This window comes from Mycetocola spongiae (genome assembly GCF_020424085.1).
Classification (GTDB): domain Bacteria; phylum Actinomycetota; class Actinomycetes; order Actinomycetales; family Microbacteriaceae; genus Mycetocola; species Mycetocola spongiae.
This window is the reverse complement of the sequence record NZ_CP080203.1, coordinates 631,081-654,511: the sequence shown is the minus strand read 5'-3', so window position 1 is coordinate 654,511 and position 23,431 is coordinate 631,081. Positions and strand designations below refer to the sequence as shown.

Genomic DNA, 23,431 nt, shown 5'->3' with positions numbered 1-23,431 from the left:
CCCCCTCCGGGGCCGATAGGCTAGGGGCATGGCGAGCGTTCTACGTGTTGATGATGTGTCCGTACTGCGGGATGGTAACCCCATCCTCGATTCCGTTTCTTGGGAGGTAGGGGCAGACGAGCGTTGGGTCATTCTGGGCCCCAACGGTGCCGGGAAGACCACGCTGCTGCAGCTGGCCTCGACCCTGATGTACCCCACCCTGGGCGAGGTAGAGATCCTCGGGGAGCCCCTCGGGCGCACCGATGTATTTGAGCTGCGCCCCCGCATCGGCTTCGCGTCGAGCGCGCTCTCCAAGCGCCTCCCGCAGTCCGAGACGGTTCTGGACGTCGTGATGACGGCCGCGTATTCGGTCACCGGGCGGTGGAACGAGGAATACGAGTCCATCGATATTAAGCGCACCCACCGCGTGCTGGCCGAGTGGAAGCTAGACCACCTCGCCGACCGCCTCTTTGGCACGCTCAGTGACGGCGAGCAGAAGCGCGTCCAGATCGCCCGCGCCGTGATGACCGATCCCGAGTTCATGCTGCTGGACGAGCCCGCGTCGAGTCTCGACCTCGGGGCCCGCGAGGAGCTTGTGGGGTTGCTCGGCGGCTTCGCCCGCTCGGAGGAGGCCCCGGCCATCGTTATGGTCACCCACCACGTGGAGGAAATTCCCGTGGGCTTCACCCATGCACTGCTGATTCGCGAGGGACGCATCGTGGCCCAGGGACCCCTGGCCACCACCGTGACCTCCGAGAATCTCACCTCCACTTTCGGCCTGCCGATCGAGGTCACGGAAACCGCGGGTCGCTTCGGCGCCCGCGCCGTCTAAACCGCCCAACACGCCGGGGTTTACCCCGATGTGGCGGCGGCGACCTGCGTCATCTGCTAAAGTTAGTAGCTGACTTAGCTGCGTGGTTTTTTGCGCTGCGCGGCCACCCCCAAACGTTCATCGTTTATCACCATCCACTAACCAAGGAAGTCCTCATGAAGACTGACATCCACCCGGAATACGCACCCGTCGTATTCCGCGACCTCGCCTCCGGCGAAACCTTCCTGACCCGCACCACGGTCACGAGCAGCAAGACCATCGAGCTCGACGGCGTCACCTACCCGGTGATCGACGTGGAAATCTCCTCGGCCTCGCACCCGTTCTACACCGGTAAGCAGCGCATCATGGACTCCGCCGGCCGCGTTGAGAAGTTCAACCAGCGCTTCAAGGGCTTCGGCGCCTAGTCTTTATCGACTCCGCGGAGGGCGGGTCGGACACCATCACGGTGACCGACCCGCCCTCTTCCGTTTAACAAAAAAGGCGGGTGGCCGCGTCCCGAGGGAAACGCGGCCACCCGCCGGTGGCGCGGGGGCTAGCGCACGGGCCAGGAGCCCGAGGTGGTGAATGAGGGGTCCTTGGTGCGGCGCATATACTCCTGGAAGCTCGCTGCCTGCTCGGCACACCAGCCCACCTGGAGGGCGTGCAGCTCCTCGGCGCTGTGCTGCGCCAGCTTCGCGGCATGCGCGCGGGCGATGGCCTGCGCCACCCGGCCGGCGGCAATCGCATCGGAGCTGGCGTCGTGGGCGTCCACGAGGTCTACGCCATAAAACTGCGATGCGGCCTCAAGCGTGCGCTTGCCCTTGCGGTAGCGATCCACCGCCTTATCGATCACCAGCGGGTCGATGATGGGGGAGGGGCCCTCGAGCGCGGGCACACCATAGCGCAGCGCCTCGTGCTGAAGCAGGCTCAGGTCGTAGGGCGCGTTATAAATGACCACGGGGGTGCCGGCGGCCAGCAGCTCGCGCAGGGCTGCCACAATCTCGGCCACAACCTCGGCGGCGGGGCGGCCCTCGGCGCGCGCCCGCTCGGTGCTGATGCCGTGCACGGCGCTGGCCTGCGCGGGGATCTCCACGCCCGGATCGGCGAGCCAATCCAGGCGACGCAGCACACTGCCATCGGCGGCGAGCACCCCAACGTGGGCGCTCACGATGCGGCTTGTGGTGACGTCGATGCCCGTGGTCTCCAGGTCAAAGACGGCGAGGGGATTGGCTGACCAGATATTCGCTGAAGTGTTCACGTGCCCCAGCTTAGGCCGACCCCCCGACGGCGGGAGCCGGGGACACACCCCGGCCCCCGGATTAACCGGCGGCCGGGGTGGGATCCTCGGCGAGGATATGCAGCCAGAAGAAGCTCTGCGAACCGAGCGTCAGGGTGAGATTTCCCTCGGCATCAAAGGCCGGGAACTCGGCGCCGCCAAAAAGATCAAATACCCGCCGGCCCGCGAGCTCCGGGGCGTGCAGCGTGGTGGTGGCCGGATGGTGCGAAAAACTAAATACGCACAGCACGTCCTCGGCCGCCTCGGTATTACGCCCGGGCTTCCCCGCATAGCTGCGGCGATAGGCGAGCACCGATTCGTGATCGGCGGGCACCACGTGCAGCGTCCCCAGGCCAAATACCGGATGGGATTTGCGCACATGGATGACATTGCGAACCCAGTGCAGGAGCGAACCCGATTGGGCCAGCTGCGATTCCACGTTCACCGATTGGAAGTTATATACCAGGGACTGCACCACGGGCAGATACAGCTTGCCGGGATCGGCCGCGGAAAAACCCGCGTTGCGGTCGGGGGTCCACTGCATCGGCGTGCGCGAGGAATCGCGATCCTCGAGCCAAATATTATCGCCCATCCCGATCTCATCGCCGTAGTACAGGAACGGGCTGCCGCCCAGCGAGAACAGCAGCGCGTGGGCCAGCTCCAGCTCGGCGCGCGAATTATCCAGCAGCGGCGCGAGCCGGCGGCGGATACCCACGTTCACCCGCATCCGCGGATCGTAGGCATACCAGCCGTACATGGCCTGCCGGTAGTCCTCCGTGACCATCTCCAGCGTGAGCTCATCGTGATTGCGGAGGAATACACCCCATCCGGCCCACTCGGGCACCTCGGTCACCTCGCCCAGCACCCGCACCAGCTCCTCGGCCTGCTGGGAGCGCAGCGAATAGAAGATCCGCGGCATCACCGGGAAGTCAAAGGCCATATGGCACTCGGGGCGCTCCTCGGTGCCAAAAAACGCGGCGACCTCGCGCGGCCACTGATTGGCCTCGGCCAGCATGATCCGGCCGGGATATTCCAGGTCCAGCATCGCGCGCAGATTCACCAGGAACTCGTGTGTCTCCGGCTCGCCCTCGCCATTGCCGCGATCCGACTCATAAAGATACGGCACGGCGTCGAGGCGGAAGCCGTCCACGCCCAGATCCATCCAGAAACGGACGATATCAAAGATGGCCTCGTGAACGCGAGGCTCGTTATAGTTCAGATCGGGCTGATGCGAGAAGAAGCGGTGGAAATAATACTGTCGCCGCTCGGGATCAAAGGCCCAGTTGGAGCTCTCGGTATCGTTGAAGATGATCCGAATATCCGGCCACTTCTGATCGGTATCGCTCCAGACATAAAAATTGCCATAGGGCCCCTCGGGATCCGAGCGGGACTGCTGGAACCACTCGTGCTGATCCGAGGTATGGTTCAGCGGAATATCGATGATCACCCGCATATTGCGTTCATGGGCCTTGGTGATCAGATCGCGGAACTCGTCGATCGTGCCAAACTCCGGCAGGATCCCCTCATAATCGGCCACGTCATAGCCGCCATCGCGCAGGGGCGAGGTGAAAAACGGTGGCAGCCACAGGGCGTCGATGCCGAGCCACTGCAGATAGTCAAGCTTGCCGATCAGGCCCTGCAGATCCCCCGAGCCATCGGCATTGCTATCCACAAAGGAGCGGACCATCACCTCATAAAAAACTGCCCGTCGATACCACTGGGGATCGCGGGCGAGGCCGGGAAGCTGGATGGGCGCAGTAAAGGTCACGCTGTTCCAATCGTCAAGAGAGGGGTGGTGCTTCGATCTTTGTTCTTCCCCATCGAGTCTAGGGCGAGGCCGCGGGTTTGTCGCGTTCAAAAACGCCTAAGCTAGGGATGCTATGACACTGCGTTCCCCGTTCCAGGACCTGCTTGACCACATCCCCACAACCGCCGGGGAGGTGGAGATTCGCGGCGCCCGCACGGCCTATTGGACCTATGGGCCGCCGGCCGCCCCGCGCACCATCATCGTGGTGCACGGCTTCCGCGGGGACCACCACGGGCTGGAACCGATTGTGGCGCAGCTCGCGGGGGAGTACCGCATGATTTCCCCGGATCTGCCCGGCTTTGGCGACTCGGAGGCATTCCCCTCGGGTAAACACGATATGCCCGGCTATGTGTCCTGGCTGCGCGCGTTTATCGCGGGGCTGGATCTGGCCGAGCCCCCCGTGATTCTGGGGCACTCGTTTGGGTCGATTCTGGTCTCGGCCGCGGTGGCCGACGGCCTGGAGGCCTCCACGGTGATCCTGATTAATCCGATTGCCGCCCCGGCGCTGAGCGGCCCGCGCGGCATCCTCACCCGGCTTGCGGTCTTTTATTATTGGGCCGCCAAGACCCTCCCGGAGCGCCCGGGGTTTGCGCTGCTGCGCAGCCGGGTGATCACGCGGATCACCAGCATCGCGATGGCCAAAACCCGCGACCGCGCGCTGCGTGCCTGGATCCACGATCAGCACGACCGCTATTTCAGCGCGTTTGCCGACCGCGCCAGCGTCATGGACGCGTTCCGGGCATCCATCACCTATGACGTCAGCCAATACGCCCCGAAGCTCACCGGGCGCACGCTGCTGATCGCCGCGGAACACGATGACATCACCTCGGTTGCGCAGCAGCGCGTGCTTGTGGAGCGCCTCAAAAATGGCCGCCTGGAGGTGATCCCCGAGGTGGGACACCTGATCCACTATGAGTCGCCGGTGCAGGCCGCGGCGATCATCCGGGACGAGCTCGGCGCGGCCTAGTCCCGCTCGCGCAGCAGCGCGTCCAGCGCGGCGAGCGTGGGCGCGGCCGAGCCCTCCACGTTCAGGGCGGCCCGGGTATGGCCTCCCGTGCGGCCGCGGTTAATAATCACGATCGGCGAGTCATCGCGGCGGGCCTGCTCTAGCAGGCGGATGCCGGAGTTCACGGTGAGCGAGGAGCCCACCACCAGCAGAGCCTCGGCCCCGGCCACGATATCGCGGGCGCGGGCAAAACGCGCGACCGGAACCGTCTCCCCAAAAAACACCACATCGGGCTTGAGGATCCCGCCGCAAAGCGTGCAGGCAGGGGCGAGGAAGCGCGCCAGCTCGGGCACCTCGGCATCGCCATCGGGGTTAAGCCGATCGGCCTCATGATCGCCGAGCTCGCCGAGCCAGGGATTGGCGGCGTTAATCTGCTCCGCAATGGCCTCGCGGGCAAAACCCTGCCCGCAGTCCAGGCAGTACACCCGGTCGAGGCTGCCGTGCAGCTCCACGAGCTTGCGGGTGCCCGCCTGCCGGTGCAGCCCGTCCACGTTTTGGGTGATCGCGCCGTGTACCCGCCCGCGGGCCTCCCACTCGGCGAGCAGCGCATGCGCGGCATTGGGGCGGGCGCGCCCCATCAGCCGCCAGCCGAGGTGGCTGCCCGCCCAATAGCGTCGCCGGGATTCGGCACTGGCCAGAAACTGTTGCCCGGTCATCGGCGTGCGCACGGGGGCTCCCGGTCCGCGATAATCGGGGATTCCGGAATCCGTGGACACACCCGCCCCGGTGAGTACCGCGAGGCGGCGGCCGTGCAGAAGATCCGCGACCGTATTGAGGTCGGGGGTGCCGGTGGTGCCTGGCGCGGGTGAGGGTGCGTGCATGGAATGATTGTACGTGAGGGGCCCCGCCGGGTCCCGATCCACAGCACCCGTTTCCAGGAGTTCCCCTTTGCGCGTAATCCCCATCGGCCCCGATGACCTTGAGTCCCTCACCGATTATTCGCGCCTGACCGATGTGGCGCTGCGCAAGGTCTCCGAGCCCGAGGGTGGCCTCTATATTGCCGAGTCCAGCAAGGTGATCGGCCGGGCGCTGGCCGCGGGACATATTCCGCGCTCGATTCTCCTCTCCGAAAAATGGCTGGATGCGCTCGCCCCGGCCCTGGAACCCTTCCCCGATCTGCCCGTATATATGGGAGATCCCGCCACGCTTGAGGCGCTGACAGGTTTTCACCTGCACCGCGGGGCCCTCGCGGCCATGCACCGCCCCGAACTGCCCACCATGGTGGACCTGCTGCGTGATGCGCGCCGCGTGGTGATCCTGGAGGACATCGTGGATCACACCAATGTGGGCGCGATCTTCCGCGCGGTGGCCGGGCTGGGGGCCGATGCCGTGCTGATCTCCCCCCGCTGCGCGGATCCCCTCTATCGCCGCAGCGTGCGCGTGAGCATGGGCACCGTGCTCCAGGTGCCGTGGACGCGCATGCCCGAATGGCCCGAATCGCGCGAAATCCTCGACGCGGCGGGCTTCCACGTCGCGGCGCTTGCGCTGGATGAGCGCGCGGTGACCCTGGATGAATTTTCCACCTCCGCCCCCGAGAAGATCGCGATCATGCTGGGCAGCGAGGGGGACGGGCTGAGCCGGCAGGCGCTGCATCACGCCGATAGCACCGTGATCATCCCGATGCTGCACGGCGTGGACTCCCTGAACGTGGCGAGTGCCAGCGCGGTGGCGCTCTGGGAATTGCGTGTGCGTAATCTCCCCGGAACGGCCTAGCGCAAGCGCGGTCTCCCGGGAGCGGCCTAGGATATAATGGTGTCTCATACCTCCGGCGCCCGCGCGCTGCATCGCCCCGCCCGCCGCCGCTCCCCACTCTTTGGCATCTCGGTCATCCTCGTGGTGTTGCTGGGAATCTATGCCGCCTATGCGCTGCTGCGCGCCGTCCCCGATGCCACGGCCACTCCCGAGCCCGTCTCCCGCTCGCTGACCACCGCGGTCACGCCGCTGGCCTGGCCCGGAACCCCCGCGGTCGCCGCGGTGGGGGCCGTGGGCTTTGACGGGGTCCTCGCCTCGAGCGGATCGCAGGCGCGCACCCCGATCGCGAGCATGACCAAAACCATCACCGCGCTTGTGGTGCTGGATGCCAAGCCGCTCGCCCAGGGCGAGGATGGGCCCGACTATACGTTCACCGAGCTGGACGCCAAGATTTATGAGGACACCGTGCGCGAGGGCGGATCGCGCGCCCCCGTGGTGGTGGGGGCCACCGTGACCGAGCGCCAGCTCCTCGAGGGCCTGATGCTGCCCTCGGGCAATAATTATGCGATCACGCTGGCCACCTGGGCCTATGGCTCGATGGATAAATTCCTCGACGCCGCCCGCGTCTGGCTGGATAAAAATGGCCTGACCGATACCGTCCTGGCCGATGCCAGCGGCATTAATCCGGGCAGCCAGAGCTCCCCTCCCAACCTGATCGAGATCGGCAAGCTTGCCCTCGCCCATCCTGTGCTCTCCGCGGTGGTGGGGGAGAAGGTCGTGAATATCCCCGGGGTGGGAGAGGTCAAAAACACCAACTCCCTGCTCGGCACCGACGGCATCATCGGGCTGAAAACCGGCACCACCATCGTGGCCGGCGCCTGCCTGCTTTTTGCCGCGGAACAAAAAATTGACGATAAAACCGTGACCGTTGTGGGCGTGGTGATCGGCGCGGAGGACCATAAATCGCTCTTCAGCGCGGTGCCCACGCTGCTCGGCACGGTGAAGGACGCCCTGCACCGGGTGACCCTCGTGGAATCCGGCGATGTGATCGCCCGCGTGGATACCGCCTGGGGTGCCCGGGCGAACGTGGTGGCCACCCAGACCGAGCGGGTGCTCACCTGGCAGGACTCCTGGGTGGACCGCGAGGTCACGCTGGAGGTTCCCAACTCGGGGCGCGGCGGCGAGGCCGCGGGGCACGTGACGTTCACCGAGGACGGCAAAAAAACCGTGGTTCCGGTGGTGCTGGGCGAAAAGCTCGCGGGCCCCTCGGCCTGGTGGCGGCTCACGCACCCCTGGTAGCGGGTACGGAACAAAAAACGGGCCGGGGGCGGCGGAGATTTCTCCACCATCCCCGGCCCGTTTCTGCGCTAGTGGCCGTCCTCGGCGGAGTGCAGCGGCGCGGCCTCGGGGCGCTTGGCGCTCATGTTATCTCCCGAGGACTGGTGGCGCAGCCGGCGAATCACCCAGGGGACCAGGTGGGCCCGGGCCCAGGCCAGATCCTCGGCGCGGGCATGCCGCCACGAGGACTCGGGAACCGCCTGCGGACGCAGCGGCTCCAGGTCGTTGGGAACATTCAGCGCATCCAGGACCATTCGGGCCACGGTGTGATGGCCCAGCGGGTTAAGGTGCAGGCGGTCGGGGGACCACATGCCCTGATCCTGAATCTCGGACAGTGCCCACTGATCGGCCACAATGCAGTCATAGCGCTGGGCCACGGTGCGCACATTTTCGTTATAGATCGCGACCTTGCCGCGCAGCGCGCGCATGACCGGGGAAAACCCGGTGTCCACGCCTGTGAAGAGCACGATGGTGGCTCCATCGCGCGAGAGGCGGCGCACGGCGCCGTCGAGCTTCTCGGCGATCTCATCGGGATCGGTGCCGGGCCGGATGACGTCATTGCCCCCGGCGCAGAGCGTGATCAGATCGGGGTGCAGCGCGAGGGCCGGCTCGATCTGGTCGTTAATGATCTGCCCAATAAGCTTGCCGCGCACGGCCAGGTTGGCATAGGCAAAATCCGGGACATCCCGCGCCAGCACCTCGGCCACACGATCGGCCCAGCCGCGGTTTCCGCCGGGCAGGCTCGGCTCGGGATCGCCGATGCCCTCGGTAAAGGAATCGCCGATGGCCACATAGCGCCGCCATGGATGGACGGTGCCGTTATCGGTTGGTTCTGCTGATGTCACTGGGTTCCCCACCCCTCTACAGTGTTCTGGACGGCGGTGCCGGGCATCTCCGCGGCCCCGCTCGGTTTTTATTGCGGCACTGTCCGGGCGAGCCCGGCGGCCGGGAGAAAATCTCCGTGTCCAATCTATCGCGTGACCCGGGAATCGCCCAGGGTGGCCGACGGTTTTCGTCGTGTCGGTGGCCTGGGGTACAGTCTTGTTCAGTGAGCGAAGAGTTGATGTCAGCGGAACCGGGCCAGGGCCCCAGAATCGGTACCTCCGCGGCCGAGCATCTCTCGCCGACCTTCCCGGAGCGCGCCGCCTGGGGTACCGCGGGCAAGCTGCGGGCCTGGCAGGCCGAGGCCATCGAGCTTTATTTCCAGAAGGAACCGCGAGATTTCCTGGCGGCCGCCACCCCCGGGGCCGGAAAAACCACGTTTGCGCTGCGGCTGGCGGCCGAGCTCCTGGCCCGCCGGGTTGTGGAGCGCGTCACCGTGGTGGCGCCCACCGAGCATCTGAAAAAGCAGTGGGCCGATGCCGCGCACCGGGCCGGTATCCGCCTCGACCCCTATTTCAGCAATAAGGATCGCCGCTATGGCAGCCACTATCACGGCGTCGTGGTGACCTATGCGCAGGTGGCGATGCGCGCCGAGCTGCACCGCGAGATCACCGAGTCGCACCGCACCCTGGTGATCCTCGACGAGGTGCACCACGGCGGCGATGCCCTCAGCTGGGGCGATTCGATTCGCGAGGCCTTTGAGCCCGCCGTGCGCCGCCTCTCGCTCACCGGTACCCCGTTCCGCTCGGATACCGCCCCCATTCCCTTTGTCACCTATGCGCCCGATCATCAGGGCATCCGCACCTCGCTCACCGACTATAACTACGGCTATGGGCGGGCGCTGCAGGACGGCGTGGTGCGCCCCGTGATGTTTATGGTTTATGCGGGCCATATGCGCTGGCGCACCAAGGCCGGCGATGAGATGGAGGCCCGCCTCGGCGAGGGCAATACCAAGGACATCACCTCGCAGGCCTGGCGCACGGCGCTGGATCCCAAGGGGGAGTGGATTCCGCAGGTCCTCGACTCCGCCAATAAGCGGCTGAGCGAGGTGCGCCTCGGCATCCCCGATGCCGGCGGCCTGGTGATCGCCACCGATCATTATTCGGCCCGCGCCTATGCCGCAATCCTGCGTGATCTCACGGGCGAGCCGGTCACCGTGGTGCTCTCCGACGAAAAGGAGGCCTCCGACCGCATCGAGGAGTTCTCGCAGAATACCTCGCGCTGGATGGTGGCCGTGCGGATGGTATCCGAGGGCGTGGATGTGCCGCGCCTGGCCGTGGGCGTTTATGCCACGTCCTCCTCCACCCCGCTGTTTTTTGCGCAGGCCATCGGCCGCTTTGTGCGCGCCCGCCGCCGCGGAGAGACAGCCTCGGTATTCCTGCCCAATGTGCCCCAGCTGATGAATCTGGCGGCGGCGCTGGAGCTGGAACGCGATCACGCGCTGGATCGCCCCGCGAGCGATGAGGGCGATTTTTATAACCCCGAGGATGCGATGGTCGCCGCGGCCAATCGCGAGGAGAAGGGCTCCGATACCCTCGGCGAGGAGCTATTCTCCTTCGAGGCGATGAGCTCCTCCGCCAATTTTGATCGGGTGGTTTTTGACGGCCAGGAATTTGGCGGTTATGCCGAGCCCGGAACCGATGAGGAGCTCGACTTCATCGGCCTGCCCGGCATCCTTGAGCCCGAACAGGTTCATGAGCTCCTGACCCAGCGCCAGCAGCGGCAGACCCGGCGCGCCTCCGAGCGCGAGGCCTCGGGTGAGAAACCCTCCGAGAATACGCCCGAGCCGCTCTATCGCACGCTCAAGGAGCAGCGCAGCCTGCTCAATAGCCTGGTGGGGCTCTATGCCAAGCACACGGGCGATCCGCACGGCCTGGTTCATGCCGAGCTGCGCCGCGTGTGCGGGGGCCCCGCGGTGCCGCAGGCCAGTGTCACCCAGCTGCAGGCGCGCATCGTCTATCTGCGTAAGCGTCTCGGCAGCGGCCGCTAGACACGCCGCACCGGGCACACTCCCAGCCGGGCGCGTCGCTGTGGGAACACACAGAATTCCGCGCCCGAAGCCCCGCGCGCCCTGCACTATATGCCCAAAGAAGAAACCATCGGCGGAACCGGCGGGGATAATGGAGGGCATGAGCACAGCGTTCGTGACTAAACCCTGGCTGAGTGCGTATGCGCCCGGGGTGCCCTTCGAAATCGAGGAGGTAACCGAGACGCTTGTTGATATGATCGACAGCTCGGTGCACCGCTTCACCAATAGCCCGGCCCTGGACTTCTTCGGCCGCTCCGTGAGCTATTCCGAGGTGGGGGACCAGATCTCCCGCGCGGCCAATGGCCTGCGCCGCCTCGGCGTGAAGAAGGGCGATCGGGTGGCGCTGGTGCTCCCCAATTGCCCGCAGCACATCATCGCGTTTTATGCGGTCCTGCGCCTGGGGGCGATCGCCGTGGAGCATAACCCGCTCTATACCGAGCGCGAGCTGCGCCATCAATTTGAGGATCACGGCGCAACCGTGGCCATCGTCTGGGATAAATTGCATGCGGTTGTGCAGGGATTCCCCGCCTCGATGGGCGTGGATACCGTGATCGCCGTGGACGTGACCCGGGCGATGCCCTTCGCCACCCGCACCGCCCTGCGCCTGCCCGTGGCCAAGGCCCGCGAGTCCCGCGAGGCGCTCACAGCGGGCCGGCTCGACTCGCATGCGCTTACCTGGAGTGGGCTTGTGAATAATCGCCGGCTGCGCCGCTCGCACCCGCGTCCCGGGCTCGAGGACACCGCGGTGCTGCAATATACCAGCGGCACCACCGGCACCCCCAAGGGTGCGATTCTCAGCCACCGTAACCTGCGCGCGAACGCGAGCCAGGGCGAGGCCTGGGTGCAGGGCCTGCGCCCCGGGCGCGAGGTGGTCTACGCGATCCTGCCGATGTTCCACGCCTATGGGCTCACCCTGTGTGTCACGTTTGCGATGAGTATCGGCGCGCGGCTCGTGCTGCTTCCCAAATTTGACGAGAAGCTGGTCCTGGACGCGATGAAGCGCACCCCGGCCACGTTCCTGCCCGCGGTTCCGCCGATCTATAGCCGCCTGGTGGATGCCGCCGAGGCGCGGGGAGTCTCGCTCTCCGGCATTCGTAACGCGATCTCGGGGGCGATGAGCCTCCCGGTGGCCACCGTGCGGAAATGGGAGGACGCCACCGGCGGCCTGCTGGTGGAGGGCTATGGCATGACCGAGTCCTCGCCCGTGGCGCTGGGCAATCCGATGGGTCCCTCGCGCCGCCCCGGTACCGTGGGTGTGCCGTTCCCGAGCACCGAGATCCGGGTGATCGATCCGAAGGATCCCACGGTGGATCGCGGATTTGAGGAGGAGGGCGAGCTGCTGGTGCGCGGCCCGCAGGTTTTTGGGGGCTATTGGAACCGCCCCGATGACACCGCGATGACGCTGCTGCCGGGAGGCTGGTTGCGCACGGGCGATGTGGTCACGGTATCCGAGGATGGCTATGTCACGATCGTGGACCGCCTCAAGGAACTGATCATCACCGGCGGCTTTAACGTGGCCCCCACCGAGGTGGAAACCGTATTAAACGGGCACCCCGATGTGATCGAGGCCTCGGTGGTGGGGCTGCCCTCAAGCACCGGCGGCGAAAAGGTTGTGGCCGCCGCGGTCCTGCGCGAGGGGGCGGACCTATCCGCGGCACAGCTGCGCGAATGGGCCCACGACCGGATGGCGGCCTATAAGGTGCCCCGCCGGATCACGCTGATCGAGGAGCTGCCGCGCTCGATCGTGGGTAAGGTGCTGCGCCGCGAGGTGCGCGAATTGCTGATCGCCGCCGAGACCGGCGATAACGGCGTGCAGCAGGGTTAGCCCACCCCCGGCACACCGCGCGGGGCCCACCATATTCCGGTGGGCCCCGCGCGTTTTTTTATCCGGCCTCTCCGCGGGGCGACCGGTTTCCGCCCCGATAGAGAAGCCCGGCCCCGGCAAGCAGCAGCATAAACATGAGGCCGAGGGAGAGAAAGAGCGGGCCCTGCTCCGCGCCGGTGCCCGCGAGCCCGCCGCCGGGGCGATCCGCGGGATCGGTGGGGGGCACGGTGGTCGGCGGGGTGGGCTCCGGGGTGGTTGGCGGGCCCACGACCGCGGGGGTTACCGTGAGGAGGGCGGACGTCGATAGCGCCTCCTGGCCGGTGACATCGTTTTTATGGAGCGCCCGATAGCGGGTGCCGGTGACGGCCTCGGCGGCGGGTACCGTGAGCGTGGTGTGGGTGGCTCCCGGTATCGTGGTCCAGGTTTCCCCGTCCGGGCTCGACTGCCAGGACACGCTGAGGGTGCCGCCGGTGGAGCTCGCGGTGGAGGTAAACGTGGCGTCCTGTCCCGCCGTCACGGTGAGGTCCCGCGGGTCGGTCACGGATAGATCGGACTCCCGGGTGGCCTCCTGAAGGATTGCGCCCGTAAAGATGTAATAGCCGGGCCCGGTCCCGGGGGGTACCGGGAACTGCTGCGCGTCATCCCAGCTCAGCGTATGGGCGCCCGGCTCGGTGAATACCCAATTGCCCGTGACCGGATCGATATCCACCCCGCCGCCGGTGGAGGTGGGGATCAGCGGCGAGCCATCCAGCGTGCGCACCGGGTTCTCCTGGACCACACCGAGGAGCTGAGCGGGCAGCGTGACCCGCTGCCCGCTGAGGACCAGCTTCTGTTTTTCCCAGGCCCCGGCGAGCCCGCCAATATCCGCGATCCGATTGCCCGAGAGGTCCAGATCGCCATAGGTGAACCCCGGCGCCGTCGCCAGAACGGCCAGGGGAGTGGGATCGGTGATTAGGGAATTACTGAGGATGAGCTCCCGCAGCTCCCCGGCCTGAAAACCGCCGAGGTCAGCGATGCGGGTATTATCCAGCCGCGCATATTGAAGCTTCGGGGAACCGGCCAGGAGACGATTTGCATCCACGACCGTGCTGTTCTCGATGGTCAGGCGGGTCAGCCCGGGCAGCGGGGGGATCGTTGCCGGGAGGACCTCGGGTACCGGGCGCAGGATCAGATCGGTCAGTGCCGGAAGCGTGGCTAGGGTGGAGACATCGCTCAGCACGTTTCCGCCGAGTTGCACATATTGCAGCAGGGGGAGCCCGGCGAGGGGCGTGATCGAGGTGATCGGGGTGTTCTCCGCCCGCAGCGTATTAAGCGCCTGCAGCCCGGTCAGGGGGGATAGATCCCCGACCTGTGTGTTATCGATGCCGAGGCTAGTGAGCTGGGGCAGGGCGCGGAGCGGGCCAAGATCGGATAGCGGCGCATCAACGACGTTGAGGATGGTGAGCCTGGGCAGGGTGGTCAGCGGGGTCAGATCGGTGATTTTTGTCTCGTAGAACCCCAGGGAGTAGGCGGCGCTCATGTATTCGATTCCGGTGAGATCCGCGATCGGTCGCCCACTACAGTTGATGGCCTGGAGGCGCGCCAACTGCTCCGCGGTGATCTCCGCCTCGGCGGGCTGACCCAGCCGGGAGTTCAGGCACGCGCGCAGCTCCGGATCGGGCATATTCACCACCACGGGCGCGGCGATCGCGGGTGCCGCCGCAAATCCGGGCAGGATCAGCAGGGCGGCGAGGGCCAGAACGGCCGTGCGTGCAGTTTTCATTTATTCCCCCGGCACCGCGAGCAATGCTCTTTTATAGACCCGGCACGGCGGGCGGGCGCGTCCACGGGCCGGGGTGATGGAATAACAACCTAGCAGGGCGCGGGCCGGCGCGGTATCCCCGACACCGGAGATTTTTGGGAATGCGCTCGGGCTGGGCCCAGAGGGCGCGATCCCGAGCGGCTAACGTCGAGGGGTCCGCCCCCGGCCGAACGACGTGCCGGGTGGCCCCGGGCACCGCGGTCAGGCCGGTGTTGAGTAGCTGCGACGGGTACCCCGCCGCAGCAGCCCAAGCCCCGCGAGGAGGAGAATTATCGCGCCGAGCGCGGGCAGGAGGCCATCCCCGCTCGCCCCGGTACCGGCCAGGCCGCCCGCGCCGCCGCCCGGGGGTAATACCGGAGCGGTGGGCTCGGTGGTGACCGTGGGTTGGGTGGTGGCGGGGGGTTCCACGACCGCCGGGGTCACCGTGAGAATCGCGGCCTCCGAGAGGACCTCCTCGCCGGAGAAATCGTTTTTATGCAGCGCGCGGTATCGGGTTCCGGTCGCGGCCGAGCCGGCCGGCACGATCAGCGTGGTCTCGGTGGCGCCCGGAATGGTCTCCCAGGTGAGGCCATCCGCGCTGTACTGCCAGGACACCGTATTGCTACCCAAAATCGAGGTGGACGTGGAGGTGAAGCTCGCATCCAGCCCCGCGGACACGGTGACGCTCGCGGGATTGGTCACGCTGAGGCCCGCGTCTTGATGGGCGGTCTGCAAAAGCACCCCGCCGAACCCGTAATATCCCAGGGGATCCTCCGGATCATCGCCAAAATCGCCGTAGTCGATCCAGCGCAGCGATCTGGTGCCTGTTTCGGAGATCACCCAGTCTCCGGTGACCGGATCAATCGTCACGCCGCTATCGGTTGTGGTGGGAATCACGGGTGAACCGTCCAGCGTGCGTAGCGGGTTTTTATTCACCTTGCCGAGGACCGTGGGAGGCAGCGTGACCTGCTGGTTTAACGCCTCGATTGTCTGATAGAGCCAGGGTCCGTCGAGCCCGCTGAGATCCACGATGTGATTACCCGCGAGGTCAAGCCGCCCAAAATAAAAGCCGGGGGAGTCGCGGAGCACCCCGAGGGGGGAGGGATCGCTAATCTCGGAGTGGCGCAGCCGGAGGACGGAAATATCTCCGGGAACGAATCCGGAGAGATCCCCGATGCGGGTATCGCCGATCTCCACGCTCCTGATATCGGGGAAACGGGAGAGCAGATCCGGGAGATCCGATACGTCGTTTTTCTGGATGAGCAGGGTCTGCACGGTCGGGAGGGTGGGGATCGTATGAAGATCGAGGCCCGGTGCCTGGCGCAACCGCAGTGTGGTGAGTATCGGGAAGGTGGACAGGGGCGAGAGATCGCGCAGGGGACCGCCGCTCAGCGCCAGGACGGACAGTACAGGGAGCCCGGCTATCGAGGCAATCTCGGGGATCGCTGTACCCTCCGCGAGGAGGGTATTCAGGTTTTGCAGGCCGGCCAGGGGGGAAAGATCGGTGACGAGTGTGTTCCCGATATTCAGATCGCGCAGGGTGGGGAGCGTGGCGAGCGGGCCAATATCGGCGACCGGGGTATTGGAAACGTTCAGGTACTGCAATCGGGGGAGGTTGCTGAGCGGCGTGAGGTCGCTGATCTGCGCCTGATGAAAGTGCATCTGGTTGGCGCCGATAACATATTCCACGCCCGTGAGATCGGTGATGCTGCGCCCATTACAGTTCAGGGAATTCAGCGACGCCGCCTGATCGCGCGTAATATCCGCCTGCGGGTCCTGCCGCAGCCAGGAGTTCACGCAGGAGCGCAGCTGGGGATCGGGGAAATCCACGAGCGTATCGTCGGCAAACGCGGGGGAGCCAGATAACCCCGTAAATACCAGCACCGCGGCCAATAAGAGGCCGCCCCTGTGAGCCTTCGCCATGATTCCCCTCGCCGTGCCCCGCGGCGCAGGTCGCGCCCCTTCACATCCCACGGGCATATCTGGAACATACCGGAGGTGCGCCCTCGAATAAAACCCTAAAACTGGGGTGAATCCGGGCCGGAAAACGCAAAAGAGCCGGACCCAGGGGATCCGACTCTTTTGATGAGATATCTCATCGTGCGCAAGAAGGGACTTGAACCCTCACGTCCTTTCGGACACTAGCACCTCAAGCTAGCGCGTCTGCCATTCCGCCACTCGCGCGTGACCAACAGGTAGAAACATTACCGGATAACCGGGCCGGGGACGAATCCTGACTCCGGTCGGGCGCGTCGCGCCGCGGAGGGCGCCGCGTCGCATTCGCGGGCCGCGGCGATGCGGTTTGGCATGCCCCGGATGTCGAGGCCCGCGCGCAAGAGAAAAGGGCCGGATCTAAAGATCCGGCCCTTCATACTGTCTCAACACAGTGTGCGCGGAGGGGGACTTGAACCCCCACGCCCTTTCGGGCACTAGCACCTCAAGCTAGCGCGTCTGCCATTCCGCCACCCGCGCGGGTGTCAACCGGGATTTCGCAAGCGAGAAACCGGAGGCAGTTCGCCGGGGTGAGCCTGCGCTCTTTCCGACAGATGAAACATTACCAGACCCCGCGCACGGCTTTTGACCAAGCGGCGATTTTGCCGCCAATAATTCCCCGGGACGGTAGCCTAGGGGCATGAGCGAAGCCCAGAACGACGCGGAAATCACCTCACTCGATGAGACGGCCCAGATCACGCGTGAGCTAATTCAGATCAATACAACAAACTACGGGAACGGCGTGTCGGAGGGGGAGACCGAGGCGGCCGAATACGTGGCCGAAAAACTGCGCGCGCTGGGCCTGAAACCCGAGCTTTTTGACGCCGCGCCGGGTCGCACCAGCGTGGTGGCGCGCGTGCCCGGCCGCAATCGCGATAAGGGGGCGCTGGTGGTGCATGGCCACCTCGATGTGGTGCCCGCCGATCCCGAGAACTGGAGCGTGGATCCCTTCGGTGGCGTCATTAAGGACGGCATGATCTGGGGTCGCGGCGCCGTGGACATGAAAAACATGGATGCCATGATCCTCGCCTCCCTCTCCGATGTGCTCGAGCGCGGCGGACCCGAACGCGACCTCGTGGTGGCGTTTTTTGCCGATGAGGAAAACGGCGGCATCTACGGTTCTCATCACCTCGTGGACACCCAGCCGCAGCTTTTTGCCGGCGCCACCCAGGCCATCAGCGAGGTCGGCGGCTATTCGATCACGGTGGGAGGCAAGCGCGCGTATCTCCTGCAGACCGGTGAGAAGGCCCTGATCTGGGCGAAGCTGGTGGCCACCGGCACCGCCGCGCATGGCTCGCGCGTGATCTCGGATAATGCCGTGACCAAGCTGGCGCGGGCGGTGGCCGCGATTGGCGAACTGCACTGGCCCGTGCGCCTGACCGAAACCACCGACCTGCTAATCACCGAATTGGCCGCGCTGCTCGGCGTGGACCCCCAGCGGGTGGGCCCCGAGGAGATCACCCTGGCCACCGGCCCCGCGGGCGCGTTCATTCAGGCCTCGCTGCGCACCACCGCCAATCCCACGATGCTCTCCGCGGGCTATAAGCACAACGTGATTCCCGATCGCGCCGAGGCCTGCATCGATATTCGCTGCTTCCCGGGCGAGGAGGAGCAGGTGAAGGCCCAGCTGCGTGAGCTGATCGGCGAGGGCGTGACCCTGGAGATCTCGCATCAGGACGTGGGGCTGGAAAACCCGCCCACGGGCGAGTTGATGGATGCCGTGGCGGCCACCCTGGCCACGCACGATCCCGGGGCCCCCGTGCTCCCGTATCTGCTGGCCGCGGGCACCGATAATAAAGCCCTGTCTAAACTGGGGATTGCCGGATATGGGTTTGCACCGCTAAAGCTCCCGGCCGAACTTGATTTTCCGGCGATGTTCCACGGCGTGGACGAGCGTGTCCCCCTGGACGCCCTCGTTTTTGGGCGTGCGGTTCTCACCGATCTTCTTCTTGACTACTAACCGTTCGCTGCAGAAAGATAATTTCGCGTGGAAATAATTAATGCCATAATCCTGGGCCTTGTCCAGGGTCTCACCGAGTTTCTCCCGGTGTCATCGAGCGCCCACATTCGCATCGTGGGAGCGTTCCTCGGAACCGGCGAGGACCCGGGCGCGCGATTTACGGCGATTATCCAAATCGGTACCGAGCTCGCCGTGATCCTCTACTTCTGGAAGGACATCACCCGCATTATTGGTGCGTGGTGCAAGGCTCTGGTGGGGAAGATCCCGCGTAATGATCCCGATGCCAAGATGGGCTGGCTGATCATCCTCGGCTCGATTCCGATCGTGGTGCTGGGCCTGCTGTTTAAGGACGATATCGAGACCACGTTCCGTTCGCTGTGGTTCACCGCCATCACGCTGATCGTATTTGGAATCATCCTCGGCGTGGCCGATTGGTTCGGCAAAAAAAATCTCACGCTGAAAAACCTGAGCTATGGCCACGGCCTTATCTACGGCCTGGCCCAGGCGCTCGCCCTGATTCCCGGCGTCTCGCGCTCGGGTGGCACGATCACCGCCGGCCTGGCGCTGGGCTATTCTCGGGCCGCGGCCGCGCGCTATGCGTTCCTGCTGGCGATTCCCGCCGTGCTGGGCGCGGGCGGATATCAGGTTTATAAGGCATTCACCGAGGTCTCCCAGGTGGCCGAACCCTTTGGCGCCCTGGCCACCGTGATCGCCACGATCGTCTCGTTTGTGGTGGGTCTGGTTGTGATCGTCTTCTTCATGAACTACATCTCCAAGAAGTCGTTTATGCCCTTCGTGATCTACCGCGTGGTGCTGGGCCTGGTCCTGTTTGCGCTGCTTGGTATGGGGGTGCTCAGTCCCTATGGCAACTAGTCTTCCCGCCGGAATCGCCAGCTGGCCCGCCCCCGCGGTCCCCACGCTGCCGGGCAACGGCCTGCCGCCCCTGCTGCATAACACCGCCACGGGCGCGCTCGAGGAGGCCTCCGCGGAGGGCACCGCGGGCATCTATGTCTGCGGAATCACCCCCTATGACGCGACCCATCTTGGGCACGCGGCCACCTATCTGGCCTTTGACATGATCCAGCGGCTGTGGCTCGACGCCGGCTATGACGTGCACTATGTGCAGAACGTCACCGATGTGGACGATCCGCTGCTCGAGCGCGCCGCCGCCACCGGGGTGGACTGGCGCGATCTGGCCGCCTCTCAGGTGCAGCTTTTCCGCACCGATATGGAGGCGCTGAGCATCCTGCCGCCGCGCAATTATGTGGCGGTCACCGAGAATATTGCCCCGGTGGCCGCGGCCGTGGCCACGCTCCTGGAGGCCGGACTGGCCTATCCCGTGCCCACCGCGGAGGCCGCGGGTGAGGATATCTATTTCGATTCGATCGCGGCACAGGAGCGCGGCCCGTGGGCCCTCGGCGAGGTGGGCGGACTGGATCGCGCCACGATGCTGGCGCTCTCGGCCGAGCGCGGGGGAGACCCCGAGCGCCCCGGAAAGCGGGATCCGCTGGATCCGATGCTCTGGCGTGCCGAGCGTGCGGGTGAGCCCGCATGGGACTCGGTCGTGGGCCGCGGCCGCCCGGGCTGGCATATCGAATGCTCGGTTATCGCACTGGATTATCTGGGCGCCAATTTCACGGTGCAGGGCGGAGGATCGGATCTGATCTTCCCGCACCACGAGTTCAGCGCCGCCCACGCCTCGGCGCTCTCGGGGCAGCCGCTCGCGAAGCTCTATAGCCACGCGGGGCTCGTGGCCTATGACGGCGAGAAGATGTCCAAGTCACTGGGCAATCTGGTGCTGGTCTCGACCCTGCGTGCCGAGGGTGTGGATCCCTCCGCCATCCGCCTCGCAATTTTGGATAACCACTATCGCGGCGAGTGGGAGTGGACCGATGCGGTTCTCAGCCGCGGCCGCGAGCGCCTCGAGCGCTGGCGCACCGCGGGCGCGGGCACGATCGTGCCGGGCAGCGCCGTGGCGCTGCTTGCCACCGTTCGTGCCGCGCTGCACGAGGACCTGAATACGGCCGGGGCCCTCGCCCTGATCGATGAGGCCGCCGCGGGCATCGACGATACCGCGCTATTCGCGGATATGCTCTCCGCGTTGCTGGGCGTCTCGCTCTAGCCCACAACAACGGGGGCCCCTCATCCGGTTTGGATGAGGGGCCCCCGTTGTTTGCGTGTGCCCGTTAGCGAGGGTCGGCGGGGGTATCCGGTTCGGAATCGGGCGTCTCGCCCGGCTCCTCGCGCGCATCCTTTTCCAGATAGCGCTGGAACTCCTGCGCGATGGCCTCGCCGCTGGCCTCGGGGGCCTCCACGGTGTCCCGGGCCTGCTCCAGCTGGCGAATATAGCCGGTATAGCGTCGTCTCATTGCCTGGCAACGGGAGGCTGCCTGGTATCTGCCTCGGAGCTGAGAGCAGCCGGAAAAGATATCATGATTGCATGGATCATCTACCAGTAACATCTCGCCCGGTGTACGTTCTGGGCGCGGGTTTCTCGAAGGCCGTGAGCGATAGTATGCCGATCACCAATGCGCTTGGTAGCGAAATTAAGGAGCGGCTCAGTGGCCAGGTAGATATATCCCTCAGAAATGAGCAATCATTTGAGGACTGGCTAACAGTGCAGATTACGCCGTTGCCGTTTCTGAGTAGTCATGAAAATAGTGTTCGTCGCGCTCACGCCGATTTAGTCATTGCTGAAATTGCAGCCGTGCTTGATCAGCGCGTAACCGCTGCTTCTGAATCTGCATCTCCGCATTGGCTGCGTCAATTGCTTACGATTTGGGACGTGGAAAAGGCAGTTATACTCACGTTCAATTACGACTCTCTTATTGAACGCGCAGTAAATGCCGGCGAGTTGTTTGTGGTGGGCTCTGGATCAAATATTTCAGCTGTTCTGGGAGACAACGTGGTGTTCCCGGCACCAGCGGCTCCGCCGGCGGAGATTTATTATGATGTTAGTTCCCCGCATTCCAAAGGAACTATGCAAGTCATCAAGATGCATGGTTCGCTCCTCTGGTATTGGGCCTCGGATGACACAACCGGGGCGACGCTAATCCGACGCAGGGAAAGAAACCTATTAGGCGATCCAAAACCTTACGTCGAAGACAATGACTTCAACGGAATTCGTGAACTTGATCGATATCTGGTTCCGCCGCTGATAATTAAAGACGGCTATTACGGGACCTATCTTGCGACAGTAATTTGGCGTAGCGCGAGGAAATTCATCGACTCGGCGTCGTCATTGGCGATCATGGGTTATTCCCTCCCTCTCGAAGATAGAGCGGCCAGTCAGCTCATTTCACGAATCCCATCGGATATTCCCATTACCGTCGCAGACCTACACCCGGGCTCAATCGAGCCACGCAAGGGAATTCTGGGGAATCTGGCAGATCTCGGTTTAACTGCGAGCCGTGATACTCATGTGCGTGCTTCCATAACTGAATTTGTTACAGAGAGAATGAAGCAGCTGACGACGAGCTTAACGAATCACTCGCTCCTTAACCGGGAAAGCGGCAAAGAGATGGAGCTGGTTACAGTTATCGCGGGGGGACGTAACGACCGATTTACTTCGGATTATTACGTTTTCACGCGCGAGAACACATCCGGCAGTTATTCTGCACAGATTGTGGACATACCCGTTGACGCCAACAGCGAGATGAGCCTAAATGAGGCGGTGCTGAATTCAATGCCACACGGGACCGGGCGCTTGGAGTCATTCTTAACTGTTGAAGGATTCAAGAGTGCTATTTCTGGTGGCGAGTGTTTTTATTTTCAACACCCACATCGCGAAGAATTGTTGGTTGCTATAGGGCTTGAGCAAATCGTGCACCGTGGTAGACGCCTCTTACGGGTGAAGTGGGCTCCGGCGTAAATTTCTGACGCAGAATCTTAGGTATTATCACGTTCCGAGAATAAGCAAATGGCACTTGGTCGGGCCCAGCTGAGAAGGGATAATTCACGCGGATAAGCGCTATAGCTCGGAGGTGCGCCCTGCTAAATGCTAGGAGTTTCCATTTGAGTCGTTCTCATCTTGTGCGTCGTCCTCCGGCGGGATACCTTCCTGGTTAGATGAGCTAGTGCCCGTGGTATCCAGATAGCGCTGGAACTCCTGCGCGATGGCCTCGCCGCTGGCCTCGGGGGCCTCCACGGTGTCCCGGGCCTGCTCCAGCTGGCGAATATAGCCGGCCATATCCGGGTCCTCCCCGGCGAGCGCGTTTACGCCCTCCTCCCAGGCGGTGGCCTCGGTGAGGAGTTCGCCGCGCGGAATGACGATATCAAGCAGCTCCTCGAGCTTATCGATCAGCGCCAGCGTGGCCTTGGGCGAGGGGGCGTTATGCACATAATGCGGGACCGAGGCCCAGACCGAGAGGGTGGGGATGCCCACGGTTTCGGCGCCCGCGGCCAGTACGTTGAGGATGCCGATCGGCCCCTCATATACGCTGCGTTCGAGGTGGAGCTCGGCGCGTACCTCGTCGTTCTCGCTTGAGCATTCGATCGTGATGGGCCGGGTATGCGGGGAATCGGCCAGCACGGCCCCGAGCACGATGACGCGGGAGATATCGTGGGCGAGCGCCGAGTCCAGCACCTCGGAGACAAAGGACTGCCAGCCGCGGCTGGGTTCCGCGCCGAGGAGCAGATAGACGTTGGAATCGTTATCGGTGCGCGAGCGCGGGAGCAGGGGGTCCTCGATCAGCTCGGGCAATTCCTCGTCGAGGCCGGTGCGGGGCGCGGGCCCGTACAGGGTCGCGCCGGGCCAGCGGATCTGCCGCTTTCCCTTATCGTCGAGATATACGGTGGGCCGGGTGAACTGATAGTCGTAATAGAGCTCCGGGTCCACGCTCATCAGGGGAACCGTCCCGAGCCGATCGCGGAGGATGCCCACGGCCCCGGTTGCGGCCTCCCCGGCATCGTTCCAGCCCTCAAAGGCGACCACCAGCAGGCGACCTGTCACTCGACACACTCCAATTCACGTCTCTTTATCGCGTCGGGGCGGGGTTTCCGCCCGACGGATCATCCCTTAAGAATAGGCCCCCGCGCGAACCAGGTAACATTGA

Annotated in this window: 18 protein-coding genes, 2 tRNA genes and 1 pseudogene; 11 read left to right on the top strand and 10 right to left on the bottom strand. The window is 64.8% G+C overall.

The window, feature by feature from the left end:
• Positions 1-28 precede the first annotated feature (28 nt).
• Complete coding sequence (locus KXZ72_RS03110) at positions 29-811, top strand: ABC transporter ATP-binding protein (protein ID WP_226082273.1); 783 nt, start codon at positions 29-31, stop codon at positions 809-811.
• Between the two features lie 155 nt (positions 812-966).
• Entirely contained in the window at positions 967-1,215 is a 249-nt protein-coding gene (locus KXZ72_RS03105; RefSeq protein WP_226082272.1) for a type B 50S ribosomal protein L31, read from the top strand.
• A gap of 128 nt (positions 1,216-1,343) precedes the next feature.
• Here the strand turns inward: KXZ72_RS03105 and KXZ72_RS03100 are convergent, their stop codons facing one another.
• Both KXZ72_RS03100 and treS read right to left on the bottom strand, forming a co-directional pair.
• Positions 1,344-2,048 carry a 3'-5' exonuclease gene (locus KXZ72_RS03100; RefSeq protein ID WP_226082271.1) on the bottom strand — a complete coding sequence of 235 codons (705 nt, stop codon included), beginning with the start codon at positions 2,046-2,048 and terminating at the stop codon, positions 1,344-1,346.
• A gap of 61 nt (positions 2,049-2,109) precedes the next feature.
• Positions 2,110-3,834 carry a maltose alpha-D-glucosyltransferase gene (treS, locus tag KXZ72_RS03095; protein ID WP_226082270.1) on the bottom strand — a complete coding sequence of 575 codons (1,725 nt, stop codon included), beginning with the start codon at positions 3,832-3,834 and terminating at the stop codon, positions 2,110-2,112.
• Positions 3,835-3,946: 112 nt separating this feature from the next.
• Between treS and KXZ72_RS03090 the strand changes: the two genes are divergently transcribed.
• A complete protein-coding gene (locus KXZ72_RS03090; RefSeq protein WP_226082269.1) occupies positions 3,947-4,840 on the top strand; it encodes an alpha/beta fold hydrolase in 894 nt (297 codons plus the stop codon).
• On the opposite strand, the gene KXZ72_RS03085 is transcribed toward KXZ72_RS03090, so the two are convergent.
• A complete protein-coding gene (locus KXZ72_RS03085) occupies positions 4,837-5,700 on the bottom strand; it encodes a Sir2 family NAD-dependent protein deacetylase (protein ID WP_226082268.1) in 864 nt (287 codons plus the stop codon). The genes KXZ72_RS03090 and KXZ72_RS03085 overlap by 4 nt on opposite strands.
• Positions 5,701-5,767: 67 nt before the next feature.
• On the opposite strand from KXZ72_RS03085, the gene KXZ72_RS03080 reads away from it, so the two are divergent.
• Positions 5,768-6,592: a TrmH family RNA methyltransferase gene (locus KXZ72_RS03080; RefSeq protein ID WP_226082267.1), complete on the top strand. Its 825-nt coding sequence runs from the start codon at positions 5,768-5,770 to the stop codon at positions 6,590-6,592.
• Positions 6,593-6,631: 39 nt separating this feature from the next.
• A complete protein-coding gene (locus KXZ72_RS03075) occupies positions 6,632-7,870 on the top strand; it encodes a D-alanyl-D-alanine carboxypeptidase family protein (RefSeq protein ID WP_226082266.1) in 1,239 nt (412 codons plus the stop codon).
• Between the two features lie 68 nt (positions 7,871-7,938).
• Here KXZ72_RS03075 and KXZ72_RS03070 read toward each other — a convergent pair whose 3' ends face one another.
• Positions 7,939-8,754, bottom strand: coding sequence for an SGNH/GDSL hydrolase family protein (locus KXZ72_RS03070; RefSeq protein ID WP_226082265.1), 816 nt, complete (start codon positions 8,752-8,754; stop codon positions 7,939-7,941).
• 218 nt (positions 8,755-8,972) lie between these two features.
• On the opposite strand from KXZ72_RS03070, the gene KXZ72_RS03065 reads away from it, so the two are divergent.
• Together KXZ72_RS03065 and KXZ72_RS03060 are read left to right on the top strand one after the other, a co-directional pair.
• Positions 8,973-10,781, top strand: a complete 1,809-nt coding sequence (locus KXZ72_RS03065; RefSeq protein WP_226082264.1) for a DEAD/DEAH box helicase — start codon at positions 8,973-8,975, stop codon at positions 10,779-10,781.
• Positions 10,782-10,920: 139 nt separating this feature from the next.
• Complete coding sequence (locus KXZ72_RS03060) at positions 10,921-12,645, top strand: long-chain-fatty-acid--CoA ligase (protein ID WP_226082263.1); 1,725 nt, start codon at positions 10,921-10,923, stop codon at positions 12,643-12,645.
• A gap of 58 nt (positions 12,646-12,703) precedes the next feature.
• Here the strand turns inward: KXZ72_RS03060 and KXZ72_RS03055 are convergent, their stop codons facing one another.
• The 4 genes from KXZ72_RS03055 to KXZ72_RS03040 form a co-directional block, all read right to left on the bottom strand.
• Positions 12,704-14,407 carry a leucine-rich repeat domain-containing protein gene (locus tag KXZ72_RS03055; protein ID WP_226082262.1) on the bottom strand — a complete coding sequence of 568 codons (1,704 nt, stop codon included), beginning with the start codon at positions 14,405-14,407 and terminating at the stop codon, positions 12,704-12,706.
• 240 nt (positions 14,408-14,647) lie between these two features.
• Positions 14,648-16,348, bottom strand: coding sequence for a leucine-rich repeat domain-containing protein (locus KXZ72_RS03050; protein WP_226082261.1), 1,701 nt, complete (start codon positions 16,346-16,348; stop codon positions 14,648-14,650).
• Between the two features lie 178 nt (positions 16,349-16,526).
• Positions 16,527-16,609 (bottom strand) — tRNA-Leu (locus KXZ72_RS03045).
• A 205-nt stretch (positions 16,610-16,814) separates the two neighbouring features.
• A tRNA-Leu gene (locus KXZ72_RS03040) sits at positions 16,815-16,897 on the bottom strand.
• Positions 16,898-17,057: 160 nt separating this feature from the next.
• On the opposite strand from KXZ72_RS03040, the gene KXZ72_RS03035 reads away from it, so the two are divergent.
• From KXZ72_RS03035 to mshC, 3 genes are read left to right on the top strand one after another with little or no spacing between them, the layout of a single operon-like run.
• Positions 17,058-18,377 carry a M20/M25/M40 family metallo-hydrolase gene (locus tag KXZ72_RS03035; protein ID WP_226082260.1) on the top strand — a complete coding sequence of 440 codons (1,320 nt, stop codon included), beginning with the start codon at positions 17,058-17,060 and terminating at the stop codon, positions 18,375-18,377.
• 27 nt (positions 18,378-18,404) lie between these two features.
• Positions 18,405-19,250 (top strand): undecaprenyl-diphosphate phosphatase, encoded by an 846-nt coding sequence (locus KXZ72_RS03030; RefSeq protein ID WP_226082259.1) that lies wholly within the window; start codon positions 18,405-18,407, stop codon positions 19,248-19,250.
• A 13-nt stretch (positions 19,251-19,263) separates the two neighbouring features.
• Positions 19,264-20,499, top strand: a complete 1,236-nt coding sequence (mshC, locus tag KXZ72_RS03025; protein WP_226083406.1) for a cysteine--1-D-myo-inosityl 2-amino-2-deoxy-alpha-D-glucopyranoside ligase — start codon at positions 19,264-19,266, stop codon at positions 20,497-20,499.
• 64 nt (positions 20,500-20,563) lie between these two features.
• Here mshC and KXZ72_RS03020 read toward each other — a convergent pair.
• A pseudogene (locus KXZ72_RS03020) lies at positions 20,564-20,725 on the bottom strand (PAC2 family protein); the annotation flags it as partial.
• Between the two features lie 92 nt (positions 20,726-20,817).
• Here KXZ72_RS03020 and KXZ72_RS03015 point away from each other — a divergent pair.
• Positions 20,818-22,248 (top strand): SIR2 family protein, encoded by a 1,431-nt coding sequence (locus KXZ72_RS03015; protein WP_226082258.1) that lies wholly within the window; start codon positions 20,818-20,820, stop codon positions 22,246-22,248.
• A gap of 129 nt (positions 22,249-22,377) precedes the next feature.
• Here the strand turns inward: KXZ72_RS03015 and KXZ72_RS03010 are convergent, their stop codons facing one another.
• Positions 22,378-23,328 (bottom strand): PAC2 family protein, encoded by a 951-nt coding sequence (locus KXZ72_RS03010; protein WP_226082257.1) that lies wholly within the window; start codon positions 23,326-23,328, stop codon positions 22,378-22,380.
• Positions 23,329-23,431: the final 103 nt, after the last annotated feature.

Excerpts from the sequence above, each read along its gene's own strand:
- KXZ72_RS03060 (WP_226082263.1), top strand. The coding sequence starts at position 10,921 with ATGAGCACAGCGTTCGTGACTAAACCCTGGCTGAGTGCGTATGCGCCC.
- KXZ72_RS03085 (WP_226082268.1), bottom strand. The coding sequence starts at position 5,700 with ATGCACGCACCCTCACCCGCGCCAGGCACCACCGGCACCCCCGACCTC.
- KXZ72_RS03050 (WP_226082261.1), bottom strand. The coding sequence starts at position 16,348 with ATGGCGAAGGCTCACAGGGGCGGCCTCTTATTGGCCGCGGTGCTGGTA.
- KXZ72_RS03105 (WP_226082272.1), top strand. The coding sequence starts at position 967 with ATGAAGACTGACATCCACCCGGAATACGCACCCGTCGTATTCCGCGAC.
- KXZ72_RS03110 (WP_226082273.1), top strand. The coding sequence starts at position 29 with ATGGCGAGCGTTCTACGTGTTGATGATGTGTCCGTACTGCGGGATGGT.
- KXZ72_RS03035 (WP_226082260.1), top strand. The coding sequence starts at position 17,058 with ATGAGCGAAGCCCAGAACGACGCGGAAATCACCTCACTCGATGAGACG.
- KXZ72_RS03090 (WP_226082269.1), top strand. The coding sequence starts at position 3,947 with ATGACACTGCGTTCCCCGTTCCAGGACCTGCTTGACCACATCCCCACA.
- KXZ72_RS03015 (WP_226082258.1), top strand. The coding sequence starts at position 20,818 with ATGGATCATCTACCAGTAACATCTCGCCCGGTGTACGTTCTGGGCGCG.
- KXZ72_RS03065 (WP_226082264.1), top strand. The coding sequence starts at position 8,973 with ATGTCAGCGGAACCGGGCCAGGGCCCCAGAATCGGTACCTCCGCGGCC.
- KXZ72_RS03055 (WP_226082262.1), bottom strand. The coding sequence starts at position 14,407 with ATGAAAACTGCACGCACGGCCGTTCTGGCCCTCGCCGCCCTGCTGATC.